Here is a 17,222-nt window from a genome sequence, read left to right as displayed (position 1 = left end):
CACCGTGCCCGCCGGCTTCCGGCGCCCGTACGCGGAGGTGGGCATGGGCGTGGACGCGGGCGCGGACGCGGGCGCGGACTGTGCTTTCGCGGCCGGGTGCGTGGAGGCGGCCGGGCGCCTGCTGCTGGACCTGCTGCTGGAACAGGAGCTCGGGCGGGCGCCCGGGGGCGAACGGCTGGCCGGGCTGGGCCGGACCTCGTCGGGGCTGCTGCTGCGCAACCGGATCCGGGCCTGGGACCCGCGGGACGCCCTGTTGACGCCCGGGGCGGAGCGCGGGCCCGGGGAGCTGGGCCGGGCGCGGGTGTGGATCGCCGATCCGCTGGACGGGGCACGGGAGTTCCGGGAGCCGGGGAATCCCGGCTGGGCGGTGCATCTCGCGCTGTGGGAGCGGGGCCGCGGCGTCGTCGGGGCGGCGGTGGTCGTGCCGGCGCTGTGCGAGGTGGCCTCGACCTCGGATCCGGCCGGGGCCTGGCGGCGTTCGATGAGGGTGCCGCGGCGCATGCGCCTGTTCACCGACGCCGCCGGGCCGGGCGCCCGTGTCCGGGCCGTGGGCCGGGAGCTTGGCGCCGAGGTGGTGGGGGCGGGCTCGGCCGGGGCGAAGACCCTGGCGCTGATCCGGGGCGAGGCGGACGCGTACGTGCACGCGGCCGGGGCGTGGGAGTGGGGCAGCGCCGCGCTCCTCGCGGTCGCGGCGGCGGCCGGTCTGCACATCAGCCGTATCGACGGGAGGCCGCTGCGGATGGCGGATCCGGCGGTCGGCGCGGCGGCAGGTGTGCTGATCTGCCGTCCGCGGCTGGCCCGGCTGCTGCTCGGGGCCTTCGCCCGGCAGGCGGCGGCCCCGGTTCCGGTGTCCGCCGCGTCCTGCTCCCCGTCCGCACCCTCCGGATCCCTTTCGAACTTCCATGCGGAACACCGGATGTGACGTCCCGTCATTTTTTCGCCATAGCTGTCCGGATCACCCGTGCAGCCTTGACGGCCTCGCAAAGAGACCCACATACTGAAAACTCATCAGGGCTACTGACAATCAGCAGAACGGCATACGACGGGATCGATCCGAGATGGCTGACGACTTCAGTTCCGTATTTGAATCCCCCCTCGAACGGTCCCCCGACATCGACGACCTCGTCCGGGCGACCATGGAGTGGCACTTCTCCCCGCTCACCGGAAGCCCGTACTGGGTGGACCGGGCGAAGACCTTCGGCTTCGACCCCCGCACGGACGTCCAGAGCCTGGCGGACCTGCGCCTGTTCGAAGAGGTCCCGGTCGACTGGAGCCGGATCGCCGCCGATCAGCTGATCCCGCGCGGCAGCCTGGGCCAGGCGGCCCGCTTCGGGATCCACGAGTCCGGGGGTGCCACCGGGGCGCCCAAGCGGATCGTCGACGCCACCTCGCGCCGGCGCAACGTGGCCTGGCAGTCCATGATGCTCGACCAGCAGGGCTTCCCGGCGGGCGAGGGGCACTGGCTGCACATCGGGCCCACCGGACCGCACGTGATGTCCAAGAACATCGGCACGCTGGCCGAACTGCGCGGACACCTCTGCTACTTCGTGGACATCGACCCGCGCTGGGTGCGCCGCTGCGTCACCCAGGGACGCCACGACGAGTACCGGCGCTACGTCGACCACATCCTCGACCAGGTCAAGGACGTGCTCACCACCCAGGACATCCGCGGCATCTCCACCACCCCCAAGATCCTGGAGGCCATCGCCGCCCGCGAGGACGTGTACGCCCCGCTGCGCGCGGCGGTGCGCGGGATCATCTGGGGCGGCACCAGCATGGACTCCGAGACGCTGCGCCTGTTCGAGGAGGAGGTCTTCCCGGAGGCGAAGCTCGCCGGGGCCTACGGGAACACGATGATGGGCGTCGCCCCGCAGCGCACCCGGCGTCCCGGTGACGCGGCGGCCTGCACCTTCCGGCCGTACTACCCGTACACCGTCGTCGAGCTGGTCGATCCCGGGGACCCCGGCCGGGCCGTGGCCGACGACGAGGACGGGCGGGTCGTCATCACGGTGCTGACCCGGGACTACTTCACCCCGCCCACCCTGGAACGGGACCTGGCCACGCGCCGGGCCTCGGCCGACGCCTTCCCCGGCATCGAGCTGTCGGCGGTGCGCCCGTACGAGGGCGGCGGCGCCGGCGTGGTCGAGGGCGTCTACTGATGGCGGTCGCGACGGAGCTGTACGAGATCCCGCTGCTCCGGGCCGGCCGCCCGGCCCGGTCGGCGGAGCGGGCGCGGCTGTGCGGGGTGGACGGCACGCCCCTGGCCACCGTCCACCTGGCGCCGCCGCTGCTGGCCCGGCTGACCGTGGCGCAGGCCCGCACCGGGCAGGAGCGCACCCCCGACGCGGAGGTACTGCGGCGGGCGGGCGAGCTGTTCGCCACGGCCACGCTGAACGGGCTGTCCCCCGAGGCGTACTGCGAGCTGCAGGCCCGGGTCGCCGGGGTGCCCGTCACCGTGGCCCGCCACTCGCTCCAGGACGTGGCCAAGACCTTCGCGGGCGTCGGCGCCCGCGTGCTCGCGGAACGGCCGGCGGGGCTCGGCGGCGCGCCGGCGCCCGGCGAGATCTCGGCGGTGTGGGCGCGGCGCGGCGACGTGCTCGCCGTGATCGCGCCGAGCAACAACCCCGGTACGCACACCCAGTGGCTCACCGCGCTGGCCTGCGGCTACCGGCTGGTGGTGCGGCCCGGCACCCGCGATCCGTTCACCCCGGCGCGGATGATCGCCGCGCTGCTGGAGGCCGGGGTCGCCCCGCACTACCTTTCGCTGCTGCCCGGCAGCCACGCCACGGGCGACGCCCTCGTGGAGGCCGCCGACCTGAGCCTGGTCTTCGGCGGGGACGCGGCCGAGCAGCGCTACGGCCAGGACCGGCGGGTCGTCCTGCGCGGCCCGGGGCGCTCGAAGCTGCTGCACACCGGCCCCATCACCGAGCAGGCCCTCGACGTCATCTGCGCTTCGGTGGGCTACGACGCCGGCATGCGGTGCACCAACGCCACCGCCGTGTTCACCGAGGGCGACCCGGCGGTGCTCGCCGAGGCGCTGGCCGGCCGGCTGGCCCGGCTGACCGCTGCGCCGCCGCAGTCCCCGGCGGCCGAGGTGCCCGTGCTGCCGCTGGCCGAGGCGCTCGCTCTGCGCGCGCACCTGGCCTCCCGGCAGGACGGCGCGGTCGACGTCACCGCCGCCCGTTACCCGGACGGGCCGGTGGCGGACCTCGGCGACGGCTCGGCGGGGCTGCGGCCGGCGGTGCTGCTGTGCGACCGCTCCGACCACCCCGGGGCGCGGATCGAGCTGTCGTTCCCCTGTGTGTGGGTCCTGCCCTGGCAGCGCGCGGAGGGCTTCGGGCCGCTGCGCGACACCCTCGCGCTGACCATCCTCGGCGACGAGCCGGACCTCGCGCTGGCGGCCCTGCGGGAGCGGTCGATCCGCAAGGTGCTGCTGGGGCCGCTGCCGACGTACTCCGCCGGCGACGTCAGTCCCCACGACGGTTACCTGAGCCACGAGCTGATGGAGGCGCGGGGCTTCGGAACGGCTCCCCTCGGTCCCCCGCCGCCCTTCCAGGCCAAGGAGCCCTCCCCATGAACAAGCCGGCCGCCGAGAGCAAGCACCTGCAACTGCTGTACGCCGGTTCCTTCCTCGGCAACTTCGACCGGATCGTGATCACCCCGCTGCTGCTGCCCGCGGCCAAGGGGCTGCACGTCAGCGTGGGCTCGGTGACCGTCGCGCTCACGGCGTACCTGCTGCTGTTCGGCATCATGCAGCCGGTGCACGGGCTGATCTCGGACGTGTTCGGGCGGGTCCGGGTGATGCGGTTCGCGCTGCTCGGCATGTGCGTCGCCGACGTGCTCTCGGGGCTGGCTCCCAACCTGGGCCTGCTGATCCTGGGCCGGGCGCTCGCCGGGGCCTCGGCGGCGGCCCTGCTGCCGGTGATGGTCGCCTACGTGGGTGACCGGCTGCCGTTCGAGCGGCGGCAGCGGACGGTGGCCAGCCTGCTGGCGGCCGGAGCGGTGGGCACGGCGGGCGCGACCGTGGTCGCGGGCGTGTTCACCCACCTGTGGAGCTGGCGGGCCGCGATCCTGCTGGTCGCCGTGTGCGCGCCGGTGCTCGCGGTGGCGTTCGGGCGGATGCCCGAGGCGCACTCCGCGGCTCCGGGCGGGATGCGCGTGGGCGAGCGGCTGGCCACGGTGTTCCGTATCGGATGGTTCCGTTTCCTGGTGGTGTTCGCCGTGTTCGAGGGCGCGGCGATGCTGGGCTTCTTCAACTTCTTCAACGCCGCGCTGCAGGTGGGCGGCCACAGCATCGTGGACGCCGGGCTCGTCACGGGCAGCTACGGGCTGGCCGCCGTCGCGGGCGGGCTCGCGGTGCGGACCCTGGGCGACCGGGTCTCGGCGGCCACCCACTTCGGGGTGGGCGGGGCGCTGCTCTGCGCGGGCTATCTGGTGTGCGTGCCCGCGCAGTCGATGGCCACCGTTCTGGCGGGCAGCGTCCTTTCGGGGCTCGCCTTCGCGCTGGTGCAGTCCATCGTGCAGACCTGGGGCACGCAGGTGGCCCCGCCGCAGGTCCGCGGCATCGCCACCTCACTGGTGGCGAGTGCGGTGTACACCGGGGCGGCCCTGAGCACCTACCTGGTCAGCGGGCTGGCCGACGAGAAGCACTTCGGCCCGCTGTTCGCCATCGCCGCTGCCGTCACCCTGCCGGTCGCGCTGATCGGTCCGGTGGCCCGGGCGCGGTTCGCGACGACGCTCGCGCAGCAGCAGCGGACCGCCGGGGCGGTGGGGGCCTCGGCGCCCCTGCCCGCCGAGCGCAATCGCGGTTGACCCCTCTCAGCGCGTCGACCGGACATCAACCAGCAGCACCAAACTCTTGAGGAGTGTGGAGATGACTCGGACAGTCCTGGTCACCGGTGGCGGCACGGGCATAGGCAAGGCGGTCGCCGCGGCCTTCCTGGCGGGCGGCGACCACGTGATCATCACCGGCCGCCGGCCGGAGGTGCTGAGCAGCGCCGCCGAGGAGCTGGACGGCGCGCTGACCACCGTGGTCTGCGACGCCACCGATCCGGAGCAGTTGGAGGCGCTGCGCGGGCGGTTGCCGGACGTGGTGGACGTACTGGTCAACAACGCGGGCGGCAACCGCGAGTTCGACGGGGCGCCGCCGAGCGACCTGCGGGGACTCGCGGAGCGGTGGCGGGCCAATCTGGACGCCAACCTGCTCGGCGCCGTCCTGACCACGGCCGCGGTGGACAAGCTGCTGGGCCCGGGGGGTGCGGTGGTGAACATCGGCTCCTTCGCCGCGGACCGGGGCGCGGGCTCGTACGGCGCGGCCAAGGCGGCGATGAACACCTGGAACATCTTCCTCGCCGGGCAGTTGGGGCCGCGCGGAGTGACCTGCAATGTCGTGGCGCCCGGGTACATCGACAGCACGGAGTTCTTCCGGGACCGCCGCTCCGCCGCCTTCCACGAGGAGCGGGTGGCGGAGACCCTGGTGGGCCGGGCCGGGCGGCCCGAGGACGTCGCCGACGTGGTGCGGTTCATCGCCTCGCCCGCCGCTCGGCACATCACCGGGCAGGTGCTGCGCGTGGACGGCGGTGTGATCCCGACGCGCTGACGCCCCGCGTTCGCAGGGCTCCCGCGCACCGGCGCCCGCCCGGGTGACGACACCACCGGGCGGGCCCTTTCGGTCGGACAACGTCGCGCGCGGTGCGGGGCGCCGGCGGGATGGTCACAGCGGGGTCGTGGGCTTCGGGTCTCCCGACAGGCGGACCGTGCTCAGGATCCGCATGATCAGCTTGTCGCTGACGGCGCCGGGCACGCCCGTGCGGCCGTAGAAGTCCCAGGCGACGAAGTCTCCCTTGGAGTTCTTGAAGCCGAAGGCGATCGCCTTGCCGTCGCCCTCGCAGCGGTTGGACTGCGCGGCGCCCTCGGAGCGGGCCTTGACGTAGCTTCCCTTGACTCCGTACTTCGTGGTGTACTCCACCGGCTCGTCCCACTTCACGACGGACTTGTCCGGCTGGGTGTAAGCGGCGTAGACCCAGGTCGGAGCGGTCTTTTCGGCGACCTCGGCGGTGGACTTGGCGCCGTCGGCGCCCTTGGTCCCGGTGCTGGCGAGGTGGACGTCATTGACCACGCCGTCGCCGTTGCCGTCGATGCTGCACCACTTGGACTTGTAGAACGCGGGCGCCGTGTGCCCGATGAGGGCCTTGTCCGGGTCCTTGTGGTCCTCATAGCCGCTGAAGACGCTGGACGAGACGACCTCCCAGTCCGGCGGGACGTCGAACGCGGTGCCGTGCTCGGGGTTGACCACCGTCTTCCACCCCGCGGTCGAGGAGGCGCCGGTGCGGTCCTCGGCCCTGTGGACCATCGCCAGGGTGCCGACGGCGGCAGCGGTGGCCGCCACCGCCGTCACCGCGTAGATCCCGATGACGATCCTGCGCCTCTCGGCGTCGTCCTGCGGATTGCGCACCGTGCGCCTCCTCCTCCTTGCTTGCGTGCTTGCGTGCTTGCTTGCTTGCCCGGTCCTGATTCCGGTCCTGGTTCCGTACGCGGGCTACTTGCCGAAGGACAGGAGCGCGCGGCTCGCCTTCCTGGGCTCGGGGCTGTAGACCCTGCCGTTGAGCAGGAACAGCCGTCCGCCCGCCCAGGCGACGCGCAGGGCCGAGGTGGAGAAGACGCTCTCGGCGCCCTCGGCCGCGGCCGGGCTCTGCAGGACCGGCTGCGAGGCGCCGTCGGCGGGGGCGAGGGACACGACGGAGGCCGCCTCGCCTCTGCCGGGCGAGACGTACACGACGGCCCTGCCGTTCTCGACCGCGAGCGGCCACACGGTGCGGCCCTTGGGCTGCTCGATGGTGCGCCACTTCTCCTTGCCCGTGTTCAGGTCGACGGCGACGACCTGGTTGGTGTCGTCGATGCCGAGGGACTTGCCGGGCTTGCCCGCACCGATGTAGAGCGTGTCGGCGTCGGCCACGGCGGCGTCACACTCCTGGAGGCCGTCCGCGTTGCCCCATCCGTTGCAGCGGCCGGTGACCCCGAACGCCATGTCGCTCTGCGAGCGGACCTTGCCGTCCGGGGTGAACGCCGTGATGTTCCAGACCTTCCGGTCCTTGTGGTAGGCGGCGACCACGAGCGGGTCCATGGACAGGACCCGGCCGAGGTTCCAGCCCTTGTCGTACTGGTGGCTCCACTTGGCGGTGCCCGTCGCCGGGTCCACTTCCTGGAGCATCACCTGCTCGGGGCAGTTGCGTACGAGCATCAGCCGAGAGCCCCCGGCGAACTCGCTCGGGGAGCAGCCGTTCTCGCTCGACGTACCGAAGAGCTTCCTGCCGTCGGTGACCGAGAAGCCGCTCATGACGGCCGTCCGGGCGACGGCGACGGTGTCACCGGTGATCGCCAGCAGGAACTCCCCCGGGGTGTCGTACGGGTTCTCCTGGGGCACCGGCGCCTTCCACCCGGCCTTGCCCGTGGTCAGGTCGATCTGCTGGAGATCCGTGCAGTGCGAGGTCTGCGAGTCCTTCTCGCGGACGCCGAGCACCAGCTTGCCGTTGGCGGAGGGGGCCGGCGGAGCTCCGCACAGCGGCGTCTGCAGCGGGACCTTCCACTTCTCCTGGCCGTCGGCCACCGCGTAGGCGGTGACCTCCTTGTACATCGCCTTGACCACCACGTCGCCGACCCGCCACGGGCCGAACTGCGAGGTTCCCGCGCCGACGACCTCGGTCTGGTTGTCGCGCAGCCAGACCCGGGCCTGACCTGGCTTGATGTCGATGTTGGGGTCGTAGACGTCGCGGCCTGCACCGGGGCCCTTGCCGTCGCCCTGGTCGACGGACGGTGAACCGGACGGTGTGGCCGGATCCTTGCCGTCCTGCGCGGCGGGCTGGCCGCGGTCGCTGCGGACGGTGGCGAACACGCCGCCGCCGATGGCCAGCAGGACGGCGACGAGCACCGCGACGACCACCGTGCCCGGCCGGTCCGTGAACCGGTCGCGCGCGGGGGCGGGCGCGGGGGCAGCGGGTGCGACCGGCCACGGCTGGGGCGGCGGACCGAAAGCACCGGGGCCGCGTGGTTCGATCGGGGGCCCGAAGCCGACGGGCGCCGAGGGGCTGTGCCCGTCGGGGTTCGGCTGTTCGCCGAAAGGGGGACCGGTCATGGGGAGAGTCTGTCCCGTCCATCAGTCTTTCTAGAATAGATTTTTAGACTACTTCCCCGAGGTCTCGCCCTCCAGGGCCGGGGGACGCCCGGCGCCGCGCCCCGGGGTGTCCTCCTGGGATGCTGGGGGGTGAGTGAACAGAGGTGTTCGGGATGCCGAGGATGGAGTTGCGGCCGCATCAGCGGGAGGCCGTCGACGCGGTGCTGAAGGCCTTCGAGGTGCCCGCCCGCGGCGGGATGCCCGGGCGGGGGCTGCGTACACAGGTCGTGATGGCCACCGGGTCGGGCAAGTCGCTCGTCGCGGCCCGCAGCGCGGCCGAACTGCGGGCCCGGCGGGTGCTGGTGCTGGTGCCGTCCCTGGACCTGCTCGCCCAGAGCGAGGCCGCGTGGCGCGCGGCCGGGCGTACGGGTCCGGTGCTGGGGGTGTCCTCGCTGCGCGAGTCCGAGGCGGGGTTCGCGAACACGACCGTCCCGCAGGAGCTGGTGCGCTGGACCGCGCACCTGGAGCAGGTCACCGTGTTCTCCACCTACGCCTCGCTGGGCCTGGGCACGCTGGAGCGTGCGCACCGGGGCGGGCTTCCCGCCTGGGACCTCGTGGTCGTGGACGAGGCACACCGTACGTCCGGGCGGCTCGGGCGGCCCTGGGCGGTGGTGCACGACAACGCCCGGATTCCCGCCGCGCGGCGGCTGTACATGACCGCGACGCCCCGGCTGTGGCAGGCCGGGGAGGGGGGCGAGGAGGAGCCGGGCGCGGCGGGCGGGCTGGTCGCGTCCATGGACGACGACCCCGAGGGGCCGTTCGGTGCCCGCGCTCACACCCTGACGCTGTCGCAGGCCATCGACCGGCACATCGTCGCTCCCTACCGGGTCGTGTGCCTGGACATCACCGATGCCGCGTTCCAGGCCGCGAAGCTGCTCGGCGCGGAGCAGACGTCCGACAAGGTCCGCGGGATCCGGATGGCGGCCCTGCAGACGGCCGTGGTGAAGGCCGCCGCTTCGGAGGGCTTCGCGCGCACCCTGGTCTTCCACCACCAGGTCAAGGAGGCCGAGGCGTTCGCGGCCGGGCTGCCCGAGGTCGCGGGACGGCTTCACGCGCTGGATCCGGGGCGGTACCCGGCGTCGGTGTGGGCGGACTGGCTGTGCGGGGAGCATCCGCCCGGCTACCGCAGGCGGGTCCTCGACGACTTCGCCGCCGGCGCCGCCGCGGACGGGACGGAGGTGGAGAAGAGCTTCCTGGGTTCCGTACGGGTCCTCGGCGAGGGCGTGGACACCAAGGACTGCGACTCGGTGTTCTGGGCGGACCTGCGCGGGTCCATGCCCGACCTGGTGCAGGCGGTGGGCCGGGCGCTGCGGCTGCAGCCGGGCGAGGGCAAGGTCGCCTCCCTGGTCGTGCCCGTGCTGCTGGGGCCCGGGGAGACGCCGGACGACATGCTCACCTCGCGGGCGTACGGGGGCCTGGCGCGGCTGTTGGAGGCGCTGCGCGCGCACGACACCCGGATCGTGGAGAGCCTCGCCGAGCCGCAGGCGCCCAGCCGCTACACCCCGCTCGCGGTGGCCCGCGAGCCCGGCGAGTGGCATCCGGACGCGGACGGCGTCAGCGGACCCGCCCACGCGCTGTTGAAGTTCTCCACCCCCCGCGACCCCGCCAGGATCGCCCGGTTCATCGAGTTGCGCGTGCTGGAGCCGGAGCGGACGCAGTGGCTTCGCGGTCTGGAGGCCGCCGCGCACTACCGCCGGGAGCACGGTGACCTGCGGGTCCCGTTCACCTTCAGGGTCCCGGAGCGGCTGTCGGCGGGGGCGGGGGCGCCGGCCGCGGCGGCCGGTTTTCCGCTCGGGCAGTGGATCTCCGATGCGCGGCGCGGCCGGGCCCAGGGTGCACTCGACGACAGGCGCGCGCGGCAGTTGGACGAGCTCGGCATGGTCTGGTCCGAGCGGGACGTCGCCTGGGAGGAGGGGCTGGCCGCGGCGCGCGGCTGGGCCGGGGAGCACGGGCACCTGCTGGCGCCGGTCGACGCGGTCTGGCAGGGGCAGCCCGTCGGTGTGTGGCTGAAGAACGCGCGGGCCGCGGCGCGGCGGAGCGTGGAGAACGAACAGCGGGAGGCCGAGGGCCTGGAGGCACTGCCGCTGGCGTGGTCGATGCCCGAGGAGCGGCGCGAGCAGCTCGGGGAGATCGACCCGGCCTGGTGTCCGGGCTGGGCGGTGGCGTGGCAGCGCGGCTTCTCCCTGGTGCGGGCGTACGTCGAGGGCGGCGGCGGGCGGGCGGTGCCCGTGGCTCCGGGCGAAGTCCTCGTCCAGGGCGAGGACCTGGGCCAGTGGGTCGGCGCGCAGCGCTTGCGCTGGGAGGGCCTCGCCGCCGGACAGCAGTGGATGCTGGAGCACGTGCTGGGGCTGGCGCCGGCCACCGCTCGGGAGCGGGCCGGGGCCGGCGGCCGGACGAGCCAGGCGCAGAAGTGGGCCCTCAACCTGGCTGCCGCGACCCGCTTCTACGAGCGCGAAGGCCATCTGGCGGTGCCCAGGAAGCACGTCGAGACCGTCACGTGGCCCTTGCGGGACGCCGACGGCCGCGTCATCGAGGAGCAGGAGCGCGCGCTGCGGCTCGGCTCGTGGGTGAACAACTGCCGTACCCGCGCCGCGGCTCTCGGCGCCGAGCGGGTGGCGCAGCTCGACCGGATCGGGATGCGGTGGGGGTAGGGGGTCTTGGGCCCCTCAGTCGATTCCGAGGGGGCCGATGCCCAGGTCCTCGCGCATGAGGGCGCGCATCGTGGCCATGGCCTCGCGGCGGCGGGCGATCAGGGGGCGGTCCCGGGGCGAGCCGACGGGGGCGCCGGCCGCGTAGGCGTCGCGGAGCTCCCGCAGGGCGTGGAACGCCGCGTTCCCCGCGGCCACCACCTGCGGGGAACCGATCAGCCAGAGGCGTTCGCTCGCCGTGTAGAGCCCGGTGGCACGGAACGCCTCGCGCACCGCCGCGTCGCGCGCCGAGTCGGACAGGTGGTCGCCGAGCGCGACGGCGCGTATCTCCTCGCCCGCGGCCTTGAGGGCGGAGACGAACTCGGTGTACGCCGCGCGGCGGACCTCCAGCGCCTGGCGGCTCTCCTCGCGCCGCCACCGGTTGCGGTCACCCAGCAAGGTGGCGCCGATACCGACGGCGGCGCCGGTCAGTGTGGAGAGCAGGGGCATCCAGTCCATGCGTCACCAGCGTACGGGCAGCTCCCGCACGCCGCGGATCAGCATTCCGGGCACCCAGGACAGCTTCTCGTCCTCCGCGTCACGGCCCAGCTCCGGGAAGCGCTCCAGCAGCGAGCGGAGCGCGATGCGGCCCTCCGTGCGGGCCAGCGGCGCGCCCAGGCAGTGGTGCAGGCCGTGTCCGAAGGCGATGTGGCCGCGTGCGTCGCGGCGGATGTCGAAGCGGTCCGCGTCCTCGAAGCGGGCCGGGTCGCGGTCCGCGTCGGCCATGGAGATCAGGACGGTGGAGCCCGCCGGGATCACCACGCCGCCCATCTCCAGGTCCTCCAGGGCGAGCCGTTCGGTGGAGTTCTCGACCGGGCCGTCGTGGCGGAGCATCTCCTCGATCGCGCCGTCCAGCAGGCCGTCGAGGTCCGCGCGCAGGTCGGCGAGCTGCTCGGGGTGGGCGAACAGGGCGCGCAGGCCGTTGCCGATCATGTTGACGGTGGTCTCGTGTCCGGCGATGAGCAGCAGGACGCTCATGCCGATCAGCTCGTCCGGCGTGAGCCGGTCGCCGCCGTCGTCGACGGCGTGGATCATCCCGCTGAGCAGGTCTTCGCCGGGCGCAGCGCGCTTGGCGTCGATGAGCCCGGTCAGGAACCGGGGCATCTGCTCGTACGCGGAGGCCTCGGCCTCGGGGCTGGTGGGGGCGACCATCTCGTTGGACCAGGCGCGGAACGCGTCGCGGTCCAGTTCCGGTACGCCGAGCAGCTCGCAGATGACGGTCATCGGCAGCGGGAAGGCGAAGGCGTCGATCAGGTCGGCGCGGCGCTTCGGGTCCGCTTCCATGGCGTCGAGCAGTTCGTCGGTGATCTGCTGGATGCGGGGCGCCAGTGCCTCGATGCGGCGGGGGGTGAACTCCCGGGAGACCAGGCGGCGCAGTCGGGTGTGGTCCGGCGGGTCGGCCATCAGCATGTGCGCGAGCGCGGGGTGGTCCTGGTCGGCGTTGATGATCTGGCCGACGTTGCCGGACCGGCGCCAGTCGCGGCTCAGCCGCGGATCGTTGAAGGCCGCACGGCAGGTGTCGTGTCCGACGATCAGCCAGGTCTCCCGGCCGCCCGGCGCGCGCACGTGGTGGACGGGCCCCTGTTCCCGGAGCTTCGCGTAGACGGGGTACGGGTCGCGGACGAAGTCCGGGCTGATCTCGAGCAGTTCCACGACGGCGGGCTGCAGCGCCATTCCATTCCCCCTAAATCGAGCGTGCGTTGTGACGCCGTATGCCGTTACGTCACTTCTCCACAGTAGCCGCGGCGTTGCCGTACCGGGTGGCCGGGGGCTGCCTCGCACCGCTGTGACCTGGGCTCTTGTGCGGGCCGGGGCATGCGCAGGGGCCGGGCGCGGGGTTGATGCCCGAGCCCGGTCCCTCCGCTGCGGCCACCGGTCAGGCGGCCTCGACCACGGCGCAGGACCAGGTGAAGCCGCCGCCTCCGCCGATCACCACGGCGAACTCGCCGGGCGCAAGGCCGTGGGAGGCGGAGATGTGGGCCAGGTTGGCCAGCAGGTCTCCGGCGCCCAGGTGTCCGCTGCCCTCGCGCAGTTGCAGGATCTCCACGCCCAGGATCTCGTCGAGGAGGGCGTGGGTGATCGACAGGACGTGCTCGCCGAGGCGGGGCAGCGCCACGCAGCGGATGCGCGGGTCGCCGGGCTCGACGCCCGACTCCGCCAGCGACTGCAGGAGGGTGGCGCGTACGGCCTCGGCCGCGGACTTCAGGAACGGGCCCATCCCGCCGTGCTCCTCGAGGTACGCCTTCTTGGGCCGGCGGACGTCGATGGGGATGCCGGCCTGAAGGGGCACCTCGGTGAAGGGGTCCCGGCCGCGGTACATGGCCTCGTACTCCGCGGCCGTCGCGAAGGTGAGGGAGCGCAGCAGCAGGGTGGGACCGGAGCGCTCCGGGGCCTGGCCCTCGGGTTCCTGGCCGTCCGGGTCGTGGCGGCGCAGCAGGGCCGCGGTGCCGGCGTCGCCGTAGACGGCTCCGTAGTCCGCCCGCCAGCGGTTGAAGCCGGGCGGGACGAACCGGTCGCCGGTGGTGACCAGCGCGGCTTCGACCGTGGGATCGGCGAGGAGCCTGTCCACGGCGACGCCGAGCGCGGCGACGCCGCCGTTGGACATCTGGCGTACGCCGATCGGCAGCGCGTCGTGCGCGCCGAGCCGGTCGGCGACGTAGTGCGGGGGTGACCAGAAGTCATGGCCCTGGTGGTAGAGCCAGGCGTGCGCCACCAGGCCGATGCGCGCGGGGTCGAACCGCGCGGCGGCGAGCACGCGTTCGGCGGCGCGCACGGCCAGCTGCGGTCCCGGTATGTCGGACACCGGCACCTCGGTCAGGCCGAGCTGCTCGGTTTCCGCCTCGTTGAGGTGGCCCGCTGCCAGGAGGTCGGACACCCGTTCCCGTTCCTCGGGCAGCCAGGTGGCCGCCTCCAGAGAAAGCGGTTCACTGATTTTCATGAAGCCCCCGTACGTTTTTTGCCGTGCACCGTCCCCGCCAAAGCGGGGATCCGTCACGTTCAAACCTAGACACGGGCCTGGACCACCAGTGGAACCTTGATCGACCTCGCCTTGCCCGGCGCGCTGCGCCGGGCAAGGACGTGGGGGTGGCAATCAGGCCTGGCAGATGCCGCGCTCGTGGTCGACCGTGGCGGTGGCCTGCGAGTACTGCCACTGGGGGGCCAGGAGCTGGGTGGTGAGCTGCTGGGCCGCCGCCGGGCTCTCGACCACGTACCCGAAGTCCTGGAGCCAGGAGGGGTAGAGGTTCTTGGAGCCGATGTAGAAGGCCGAGTCGTCTACGGAGACGAGCTTGTGGTGCTGCGCGTACGGGTGGCCGTCGGCCCACTTCGGGCTCGCCGAGCTGCGGAAGGTGGCCAGCTGGAGGTTCGAGCACAGGGCGGTACGGGCGCTCTGCTGGTCGCCGGTGATGAGGGCGAGGCGGCCCCGGAGGGTGTCGCTGACCTCGGAGAGCGACTTGATCTGGGAGTAGCCGCCGCTGCCGACCGCGCCCCGGTTGGCGGGGTCGCTGACGACGATGCGGACCTTGACGCCGGCGGAGAGCTTGGCGGCCAGCGCGTCGTAGAGGCGGATGTCGTAGCGGGGCAGCGGCGGGCAGGTCGCGTTGACGTCCTGCTGAGAGATCTCGATGTGCCGGGTCGCGCTGGAGACGAGCGTGCGCAGGGCGCTCTCCTCCGGGTTGACCGTGTCGTAGTCGCGGTCGGCGTTGGTGTTGTCGTGCAGGCCGACCGTGCACTTGGTGTCGGGGGCGGTGGGGAGGGTGGGGCGGAAGGCGGAGGCGGGGTCGCTCTGCCTGATGCCGACGCCGAGGCCGCCGACGGCGATCACGGGTACGTTGCCGGGCGCTGCCGGGGGGCCCGCGGGCGCGGCGGGGCCGGCCGACGGGGCCAGGGTCGCCAGGCAGCCGGCGTTGTTGGAGGAGGCGAACCAGACGCTGGCGATGTTGCTCTTGTTCTGGCAGGTCCAGGACCACAGCTGGTCCAGGTAGCGGCCCGCGGAGGCGGCGGCCGGTCCCTTGAGGGCGAGGTCGACGTCGGCCACGGGGTGGGTGGTCTCGAGGTAGTCGTCCTTCCAGCTGTTGATGCCGCCGGTGACCACGGACTGGTTGTCGACCACGAGGAGCTTGGAGTGGTTCCAGGAGAACGCGGTCTTCGAGGTCGTCATCGACGCCACGTTGAGGGTGATGCGGGAGGCGTCCGGGCCGAGCTTCGAGACGAGCTCGTCGCGGTACTTCGAGGGCACCACGCCCAGGTGGTAGAGGGGCGCCGCGCCCACGAGGACGCGTACCGTCAGCTTGTTGCCGCGGGCGGCCGAGGCCTTGAGGCCGGCGACGACGGCGTCCTGGAACGCGCCGTTGGGGAAGGGCGCGAGGGTCGATATGTCGACGGTGCGCGTCGCCTGCGAGATGTTCTCGGTGATCTTCGACAGCAGGCGCTCGGTGCCCGGGCGCGTGGCGCAGGTGTCATCGCCCCAGCAGCCGGGGGTCTGCAGCAGCCAGTCGCCGCCGCCGGGGGCCGAGGCGTCGAGGGTGTTGCCGGCGGTGCGCTCCCACACCTGGCCTTCGAGGCCGGGCGACACCTGGCGCAGGGTCTGCTCGACCGCGTCGAGGTGGGGTGTCGCGGGCGCGTCGGCCGCGGTCGCCGAGGTCGCGGGAAGGAGCAGGGCGAGGAGGGCGGCCGGGGCGGCGGCGCGGGCGAGGAGGCTGCTGTGCGGTGCGAGGCGGTGCAATGTGACTTCCTTGTGCGAGGGGGGTTGCCTGCGGCGCGGTGCGGCGCAACGACAGGCGCGATCGAGATCGACATCAAGATCAACTCGCGGAAGTTATCAGGCCGGTGGGAGGGGTGGAAGTCGGGTATGCCGGAATCGGCCATCCCGCTTTCACACCCTCCCGCCTGCCCCTTCGCCCACCCCTGGGCGGGCCGTCAGGAGGCCCAGGCGCGGGGGGAGGCGTAGTGGGGGGTGGAGTGGCGCCACAGCGGGGTGGGGGCCACCGCAGGGGGTTCGGGCGGCTCGGGGGTCTGGAGCCTCGCGGTCAGGAGCACCGCGAGTACGGCGAGTTCCTCCATCGAGGGGGCGCCGTTGAGGATCCGGAGCGAGGCCAGGGTGAGTTCTGGATGCGTCATGTCTGGATGCGTCATAGCGGCAGGTTTCCGTGTTTGCGGGCGGGGAGGGGGGCCTTCTTGGCACGCAGCATGGTGAGGGCGTCGATCAGGCGGGTGCGGGTGTCCGCCGGATCGATGACGTCGTCGACCAGGCCGCGCTCCGCCGCGTAGTAAGGGTGCATCAGCTCGGTCGTGTACTCCTTGATTCGCTGTGCGCGCGTCGCGTCGGTCGTACGCGAACGTCGCGACGCCGGAGGCGGCGGCGTGGACGTCGGCATGGACGTCGGCGTGGACGTCGGCGTGGACGTCGGCGCCGCCGAGCGACTCCATGGTGACCTGGGCGCCGGTGACGGCCTGGACGACGTCGGGGCCGGTGATGAACATCTGCGAGGTGCCGCGGACCATGAGGACGAAGTCGGTGAGGGCGGGGCTGTAGGCGGCGCCGCCGGCGCAGGGGCCGAGGATGACGGAGATCTGCGGGATGACGCCTGAGTTGCGGACGTTGCGCTGGAAGATGCCGCCGTAGCCGGCGAGGGCCGTGACGCCTTCCTGGATACGGGCACCCGCGCCGTCGCAGAGGCGGACGCCGGGGGCGCCGGCCGCCTCCGCGAGGTCCATCAGCTTGTGGATCTTCGTGGCGTGGGCCTCGCCGAGGGCTCCGCCGAAGATCCGGAAGTCGTGGGCGCAGACGAAGACGGTGCGGCCGTCGACGAGGCCCCATACCCACTGTCCGACTGAGCGGCCGCGGGGCGGAAACAGCCCAATGGGTGGGACCGGGCTTCACCAATCAGCAGAGCAGATCGCCGACCGGCTGAATATCGCGGTGAAGACCGACCGTGGAGACGTACATGGCCCGCATCTTCCGAAAGCTCGGGGTGAATTCGAGGGCCCAGGTCTCCCATATTCTCTCGGGCCGCTGAGCCGCGAGCCGGTCCGGGCGCCGCGCCCGCCGGCCCGCCCGCCCGCCCCGCACAGGAAATTCACAGCCCGGCGCCGGGCCGGGCCTACCCCCGGAGCGTTTGCCCGCGGGAAGAGCCGCGGCCGGGCCCCGGGAAGGGGTGCCGCCCCGCCGCGCGGGCGACCGCCGGAGCGTCCGGCCACCCCCGTACGTCGACAAACACGTAGACAAACGGGCAGGTCGCCCGGAGGCAACCTGCCCGTCATGTCGTGGGGGGGGGGGGGGGGGGGCCGCCCCCCCCCGGGGGGGGGCCCCCCCCACGCGAAAACGCCGGGTAATAAGTTGAGTGGGAAAAAAACCGAGCCCCCCC

At 73.1% G+C, this 17,222-nt stretch carries 14 protein-coding genes and 1 pseudogene; 7 read left to right on the top strand and 8 right to left on the bottom strand.

Features of this window, described 5'->3' with window-relative positions; translation table 11 throughout:
* Positions 1-4: 4 nt before the first annotated feature.
* The 5 genes from ACFWB8_RS05010 (at position 5) to ACFWB8_RS04990 (ending at position 5,599) form a co-directional block, all read left to right on the top strand.
* Entirely contained in the window at positions 5-922 is a 918-nt protein-coding gene (locus ACFWB8_RS05010) for an inositol monophosphatase family protein (protein WP_385222605.1), read from the top strand.
* Between the two features lie 136 nt (positions 923-1,058).
* Positions 1,059-2,159 (top strand): phenazine biosynthesis protein, encoded by a 1,101-nt coding sequence (locus ACFWB8_RS05005; protein WP_385222602.1) that lies wholly within the window; start codon positions 1,059-1,061, stop codon positions 2,157-2,159.
* The gene (locus ACFWB8_RS05000) at positions 2,159-3,577 is read left to right on the top strand and encodes an aldehyde dehydrogenase family protein (RefSeq protein ID WP_385222599.1); all 1,419 of its coding nucleotides are present in this window, start codon (positions 2,159-2,161) and stop codon (positions 3,575-3,577) included. The genes ACFWB8_RS05005 and ACFWB8_RS05000 overlap by 1 nt, the downstream gene beginning before the upstream one ends.
* On the top strand, positions 3,574-4,812 hold the full coding sequence (locus ACFWB8_RS04995) for an MFS transporter (protein ID WP_385222596.1): 1,239 nt from the start codon (positions 3,574-3,576) through the stop codon (positions 4,810-4,812). Before ACFWB8_RS05000 ends, ACFWB8_RS04995 begins: the two co-directional genes overlap by 4 nt.
* A 61-nt stretch (positions 4,813-4,873) precedes the next feature.
* Positions 4,874-5,599, top strand: coding sequence for an SDR family NAD(P)-dependent oxidoreductase (locus ACFWB8_RS04990; protein ID WP_385222593.1), 726 nt, complete (start codon positions 4,874-4,876; stop codon positions 5,597-5,599).
* Positions 5,600-5,713: 114 nt separating this feature from the next.
* Here the strand turns inward: ACFWB8_RS04990 and ACFWB8_RS04985 are convergent, their stop codons facing one another.
* Both ACFWB8_RS04985 and ACFWB8_RS04980 read right to left on the bottom strand, forming a co-directional pair.
* Positions 5,714-6,454, bottom strand: coding sequence for a hypothetical protein (locus ACFWB8_RS04985; RefSeq protein ID WP_385222590.1), 741 nt, complete (start codon positions 6,452-6,454; stop codon positions 5,714-5,716).
* An 84-nt stretch (positions 6,455-6,538) separates the two neighbouring features.
* On the bottom strand, positions 6,539-8,131 hold the full coding sequence (locus tag ACFWB8_RS04980) for a PQQ-binding-like beta-propeller repeat protein (RefSeq protein WP_385222587.1): 1,593 nt from the start codon (positions 8,129-8,131) through the stop codon (positions 6,539-6,541).
* A 152-nt stretch (positions 8,132-8,283) separates the two neighbouring features.
* Here ACFWB8_RS04980 and ACFWB8_RS04975 point away from each other — a divergent pair, with 152 nt between their 5' ends.
* Positions 8,284-10,821: a Helicase associated domain protein gene (locus ACFWB8_RS04975; RefSeq protein WP_377779107.1), complete on the top strand. Its 2,538-nt coding sequence runs from the start codon at positions 8,284-8,286 to the stop codon at positions 10,819-10,821.
* A gap of 15 nt (positions 10,822-10,836) precedes the next feature.
* Here ACFWB8_RS04975 and ACFWB8_RS04970 read toward each other — a convergent pair whose 3' ends face one another.
* The 6 genes and pseudogenes from ACFWB8_RS04970 to ACFWB8_RS04945 all read right to left on the bottom strand — a co-directional run.
* On the bottom strand, positions 10,837-11,316 hold the full coding sequence (locus ACFWB8_RS04970; RefSeq protein ID WP_377779108.1) for a hypothetical protein: 480 nt from the start codon (positions 11,314-11,316) through the stop codon (positions 10,837-10,839).
* Positions 11,317-11,319: 3 nt separating this feature from the next.
* Complete coding sequence (locus ACFWB8_RS04965) at positions 11,320-12,531, bottom strand: cytochrome P450 (RefSeq protein WP_385222583.1); 1,212 nt, start codon at positions 12,529-12,531, stop codon at positions 11,320-11,322.
* Positions 12,532-12,733: 202 nt separating this feature from the next.
* On the bottom strand, positions 12,734-13,795 hold the full coding sequence (locus ACFWB8_RS04960; protein WP_385222580.1) for a ketoacyl-ACP synthase III family protein: 1,062 nt from the start codon (positions 13,793-13,795) through the stop codon (positions 12,734-12,736).
* Positions 13,796-13,948: 153 nt separating this feature from the next.
* Positions 13,949-15,580 carry a phospholipase D-like domain-containing protein gene (locus ACFWB8_RS04955; RefSeq protein WP_385222577.1) on the bottom strand — a complete coding sequence of 544 codons (1,632 nt, stop codon included), beginning with the start codon at positions 15,578-15,580 and terminating at the stop codon, positions 13,949-13,951.
* Between the two features lie 194 nt (positions 15,581-15,774).
* Complete coding sequence (locus ACFWB8_RS04950) at positions 15,775-15,975, bottom strand: acyl-CoA carboxylase epsilon subunit (RefSeq protein ID WP_385222574.1); 201 nt, start codon at positions 15,973-15,975, stop codon at positions 15,775-15,777.
* 11 nt (positions 15,976-15,986) lie between these two features.
* A pseudogene (locus ACFWB8_RS04945) lies at positions 15,987-16,674 on the bottom strand (carboxyl transferase domain-containing protein); the annotation flags it as partial.
* 116 nt (positions 16,675-16,790) lie between these two features.
* Here ACFWB8_RS04945 and ACFWB8_RS04940 point away from each other — a divergent pair.
* Positions 16,791-16,874, top strand: a complete 84-nt coding sequence (locus tag ACFWB8_RS04940) for a hypothetical protein (protein ID WP_385222643.1) — start codon at positions 16,791-16,793, stop codon at positions 16,872-16,874.
* Positions 16,875-17,222 lie beyond the last annotated feature (348 nt).

The organism is Streptomyces sp. NPDC060031 (assembly GCF_042736805.1).
Lineage (GTDB): Bacteria > Actinomycetota > Actinomycetes > Streptomycetales > Streptomycetaceae > Streptomyces.
The sequence above is the reverse complement of the archived record's forward strand: the minus strand, read 5'-3'. Positions and strand labels throughout refer to the sequence as shown.

Coding starts and splice junctions, on each gene's coding strand:
- ACFWB8_RS05005 (WP_385222602.1), top strand. CDS start 1,059: ATGGCTGACGACTTCAGTTCCGTATTTGAATCCCCCCTCGAACGGTCC.
- ACFWB8_RS05000 (WP_385222599.1), top strand. CDS start 2,159: ATGGCGGTCGCGACGGAGCTGTACGAGATCCCGCTGCTCCGGGCCGGC.
- ACFWB8_RS04995 (WP_385222596.1), top strand. CDS start 3,574: ATGAACAAGCCGGCCGCCGAGAGCAAGCACCTGCAACTGCTGTACGCC.
- ACFWB8_RS04990 (WP_385222593.1), top strand. CDS start 4,874: ATGACTCGGACAGTCCTGGTCACCGGTGGCGGCACGGGCATAGGCAAG.
- ACFWB8_RS04980 (WP_385222587.1), bottom strand. CDS start 8,131: ATGACCGGTCCCCCTTTCGGCGAACAGCCGAACCCCGACGGGCACAGC.
- ACFWB8_RS04975 (WP_377779107.1), top strand. CDS start 8,284: ATGCCGAGGATGGAGTTGCGGCCGCATCAGCGGGAGGCCGTCGACGCG.
- ACFWB8_RS04970 (WP_377779108.1), bottom strand. CDS start 11,316: ATGGACTGGATGCCCCTGCTCTCCACACTGACCGGCGCCGCCGTCGGT.
- ACFWB8_RS04965 (WP_385222583.1), bottom strand. CDS start 12,531: ATGGCGCTGCAGCCCGCCGTCGTGGAACTGCTCGAGATCAGCCCGGAC.
- ACFWB8_RS04960 (WP_385222580.1), bottom strand. CDS start 13,795: ATGAAAATCAGTGAACCGCTTTCTCTGGAGGCGGCCACCTGGCTGCCC.
- ACFWB8_RS04950 (WP_385222574.1), bottom strand. CDS start 15,975: ATGACGCATCCAGAACTCACCCTGGCCTCGCTCCGGATCCTCAACGGC.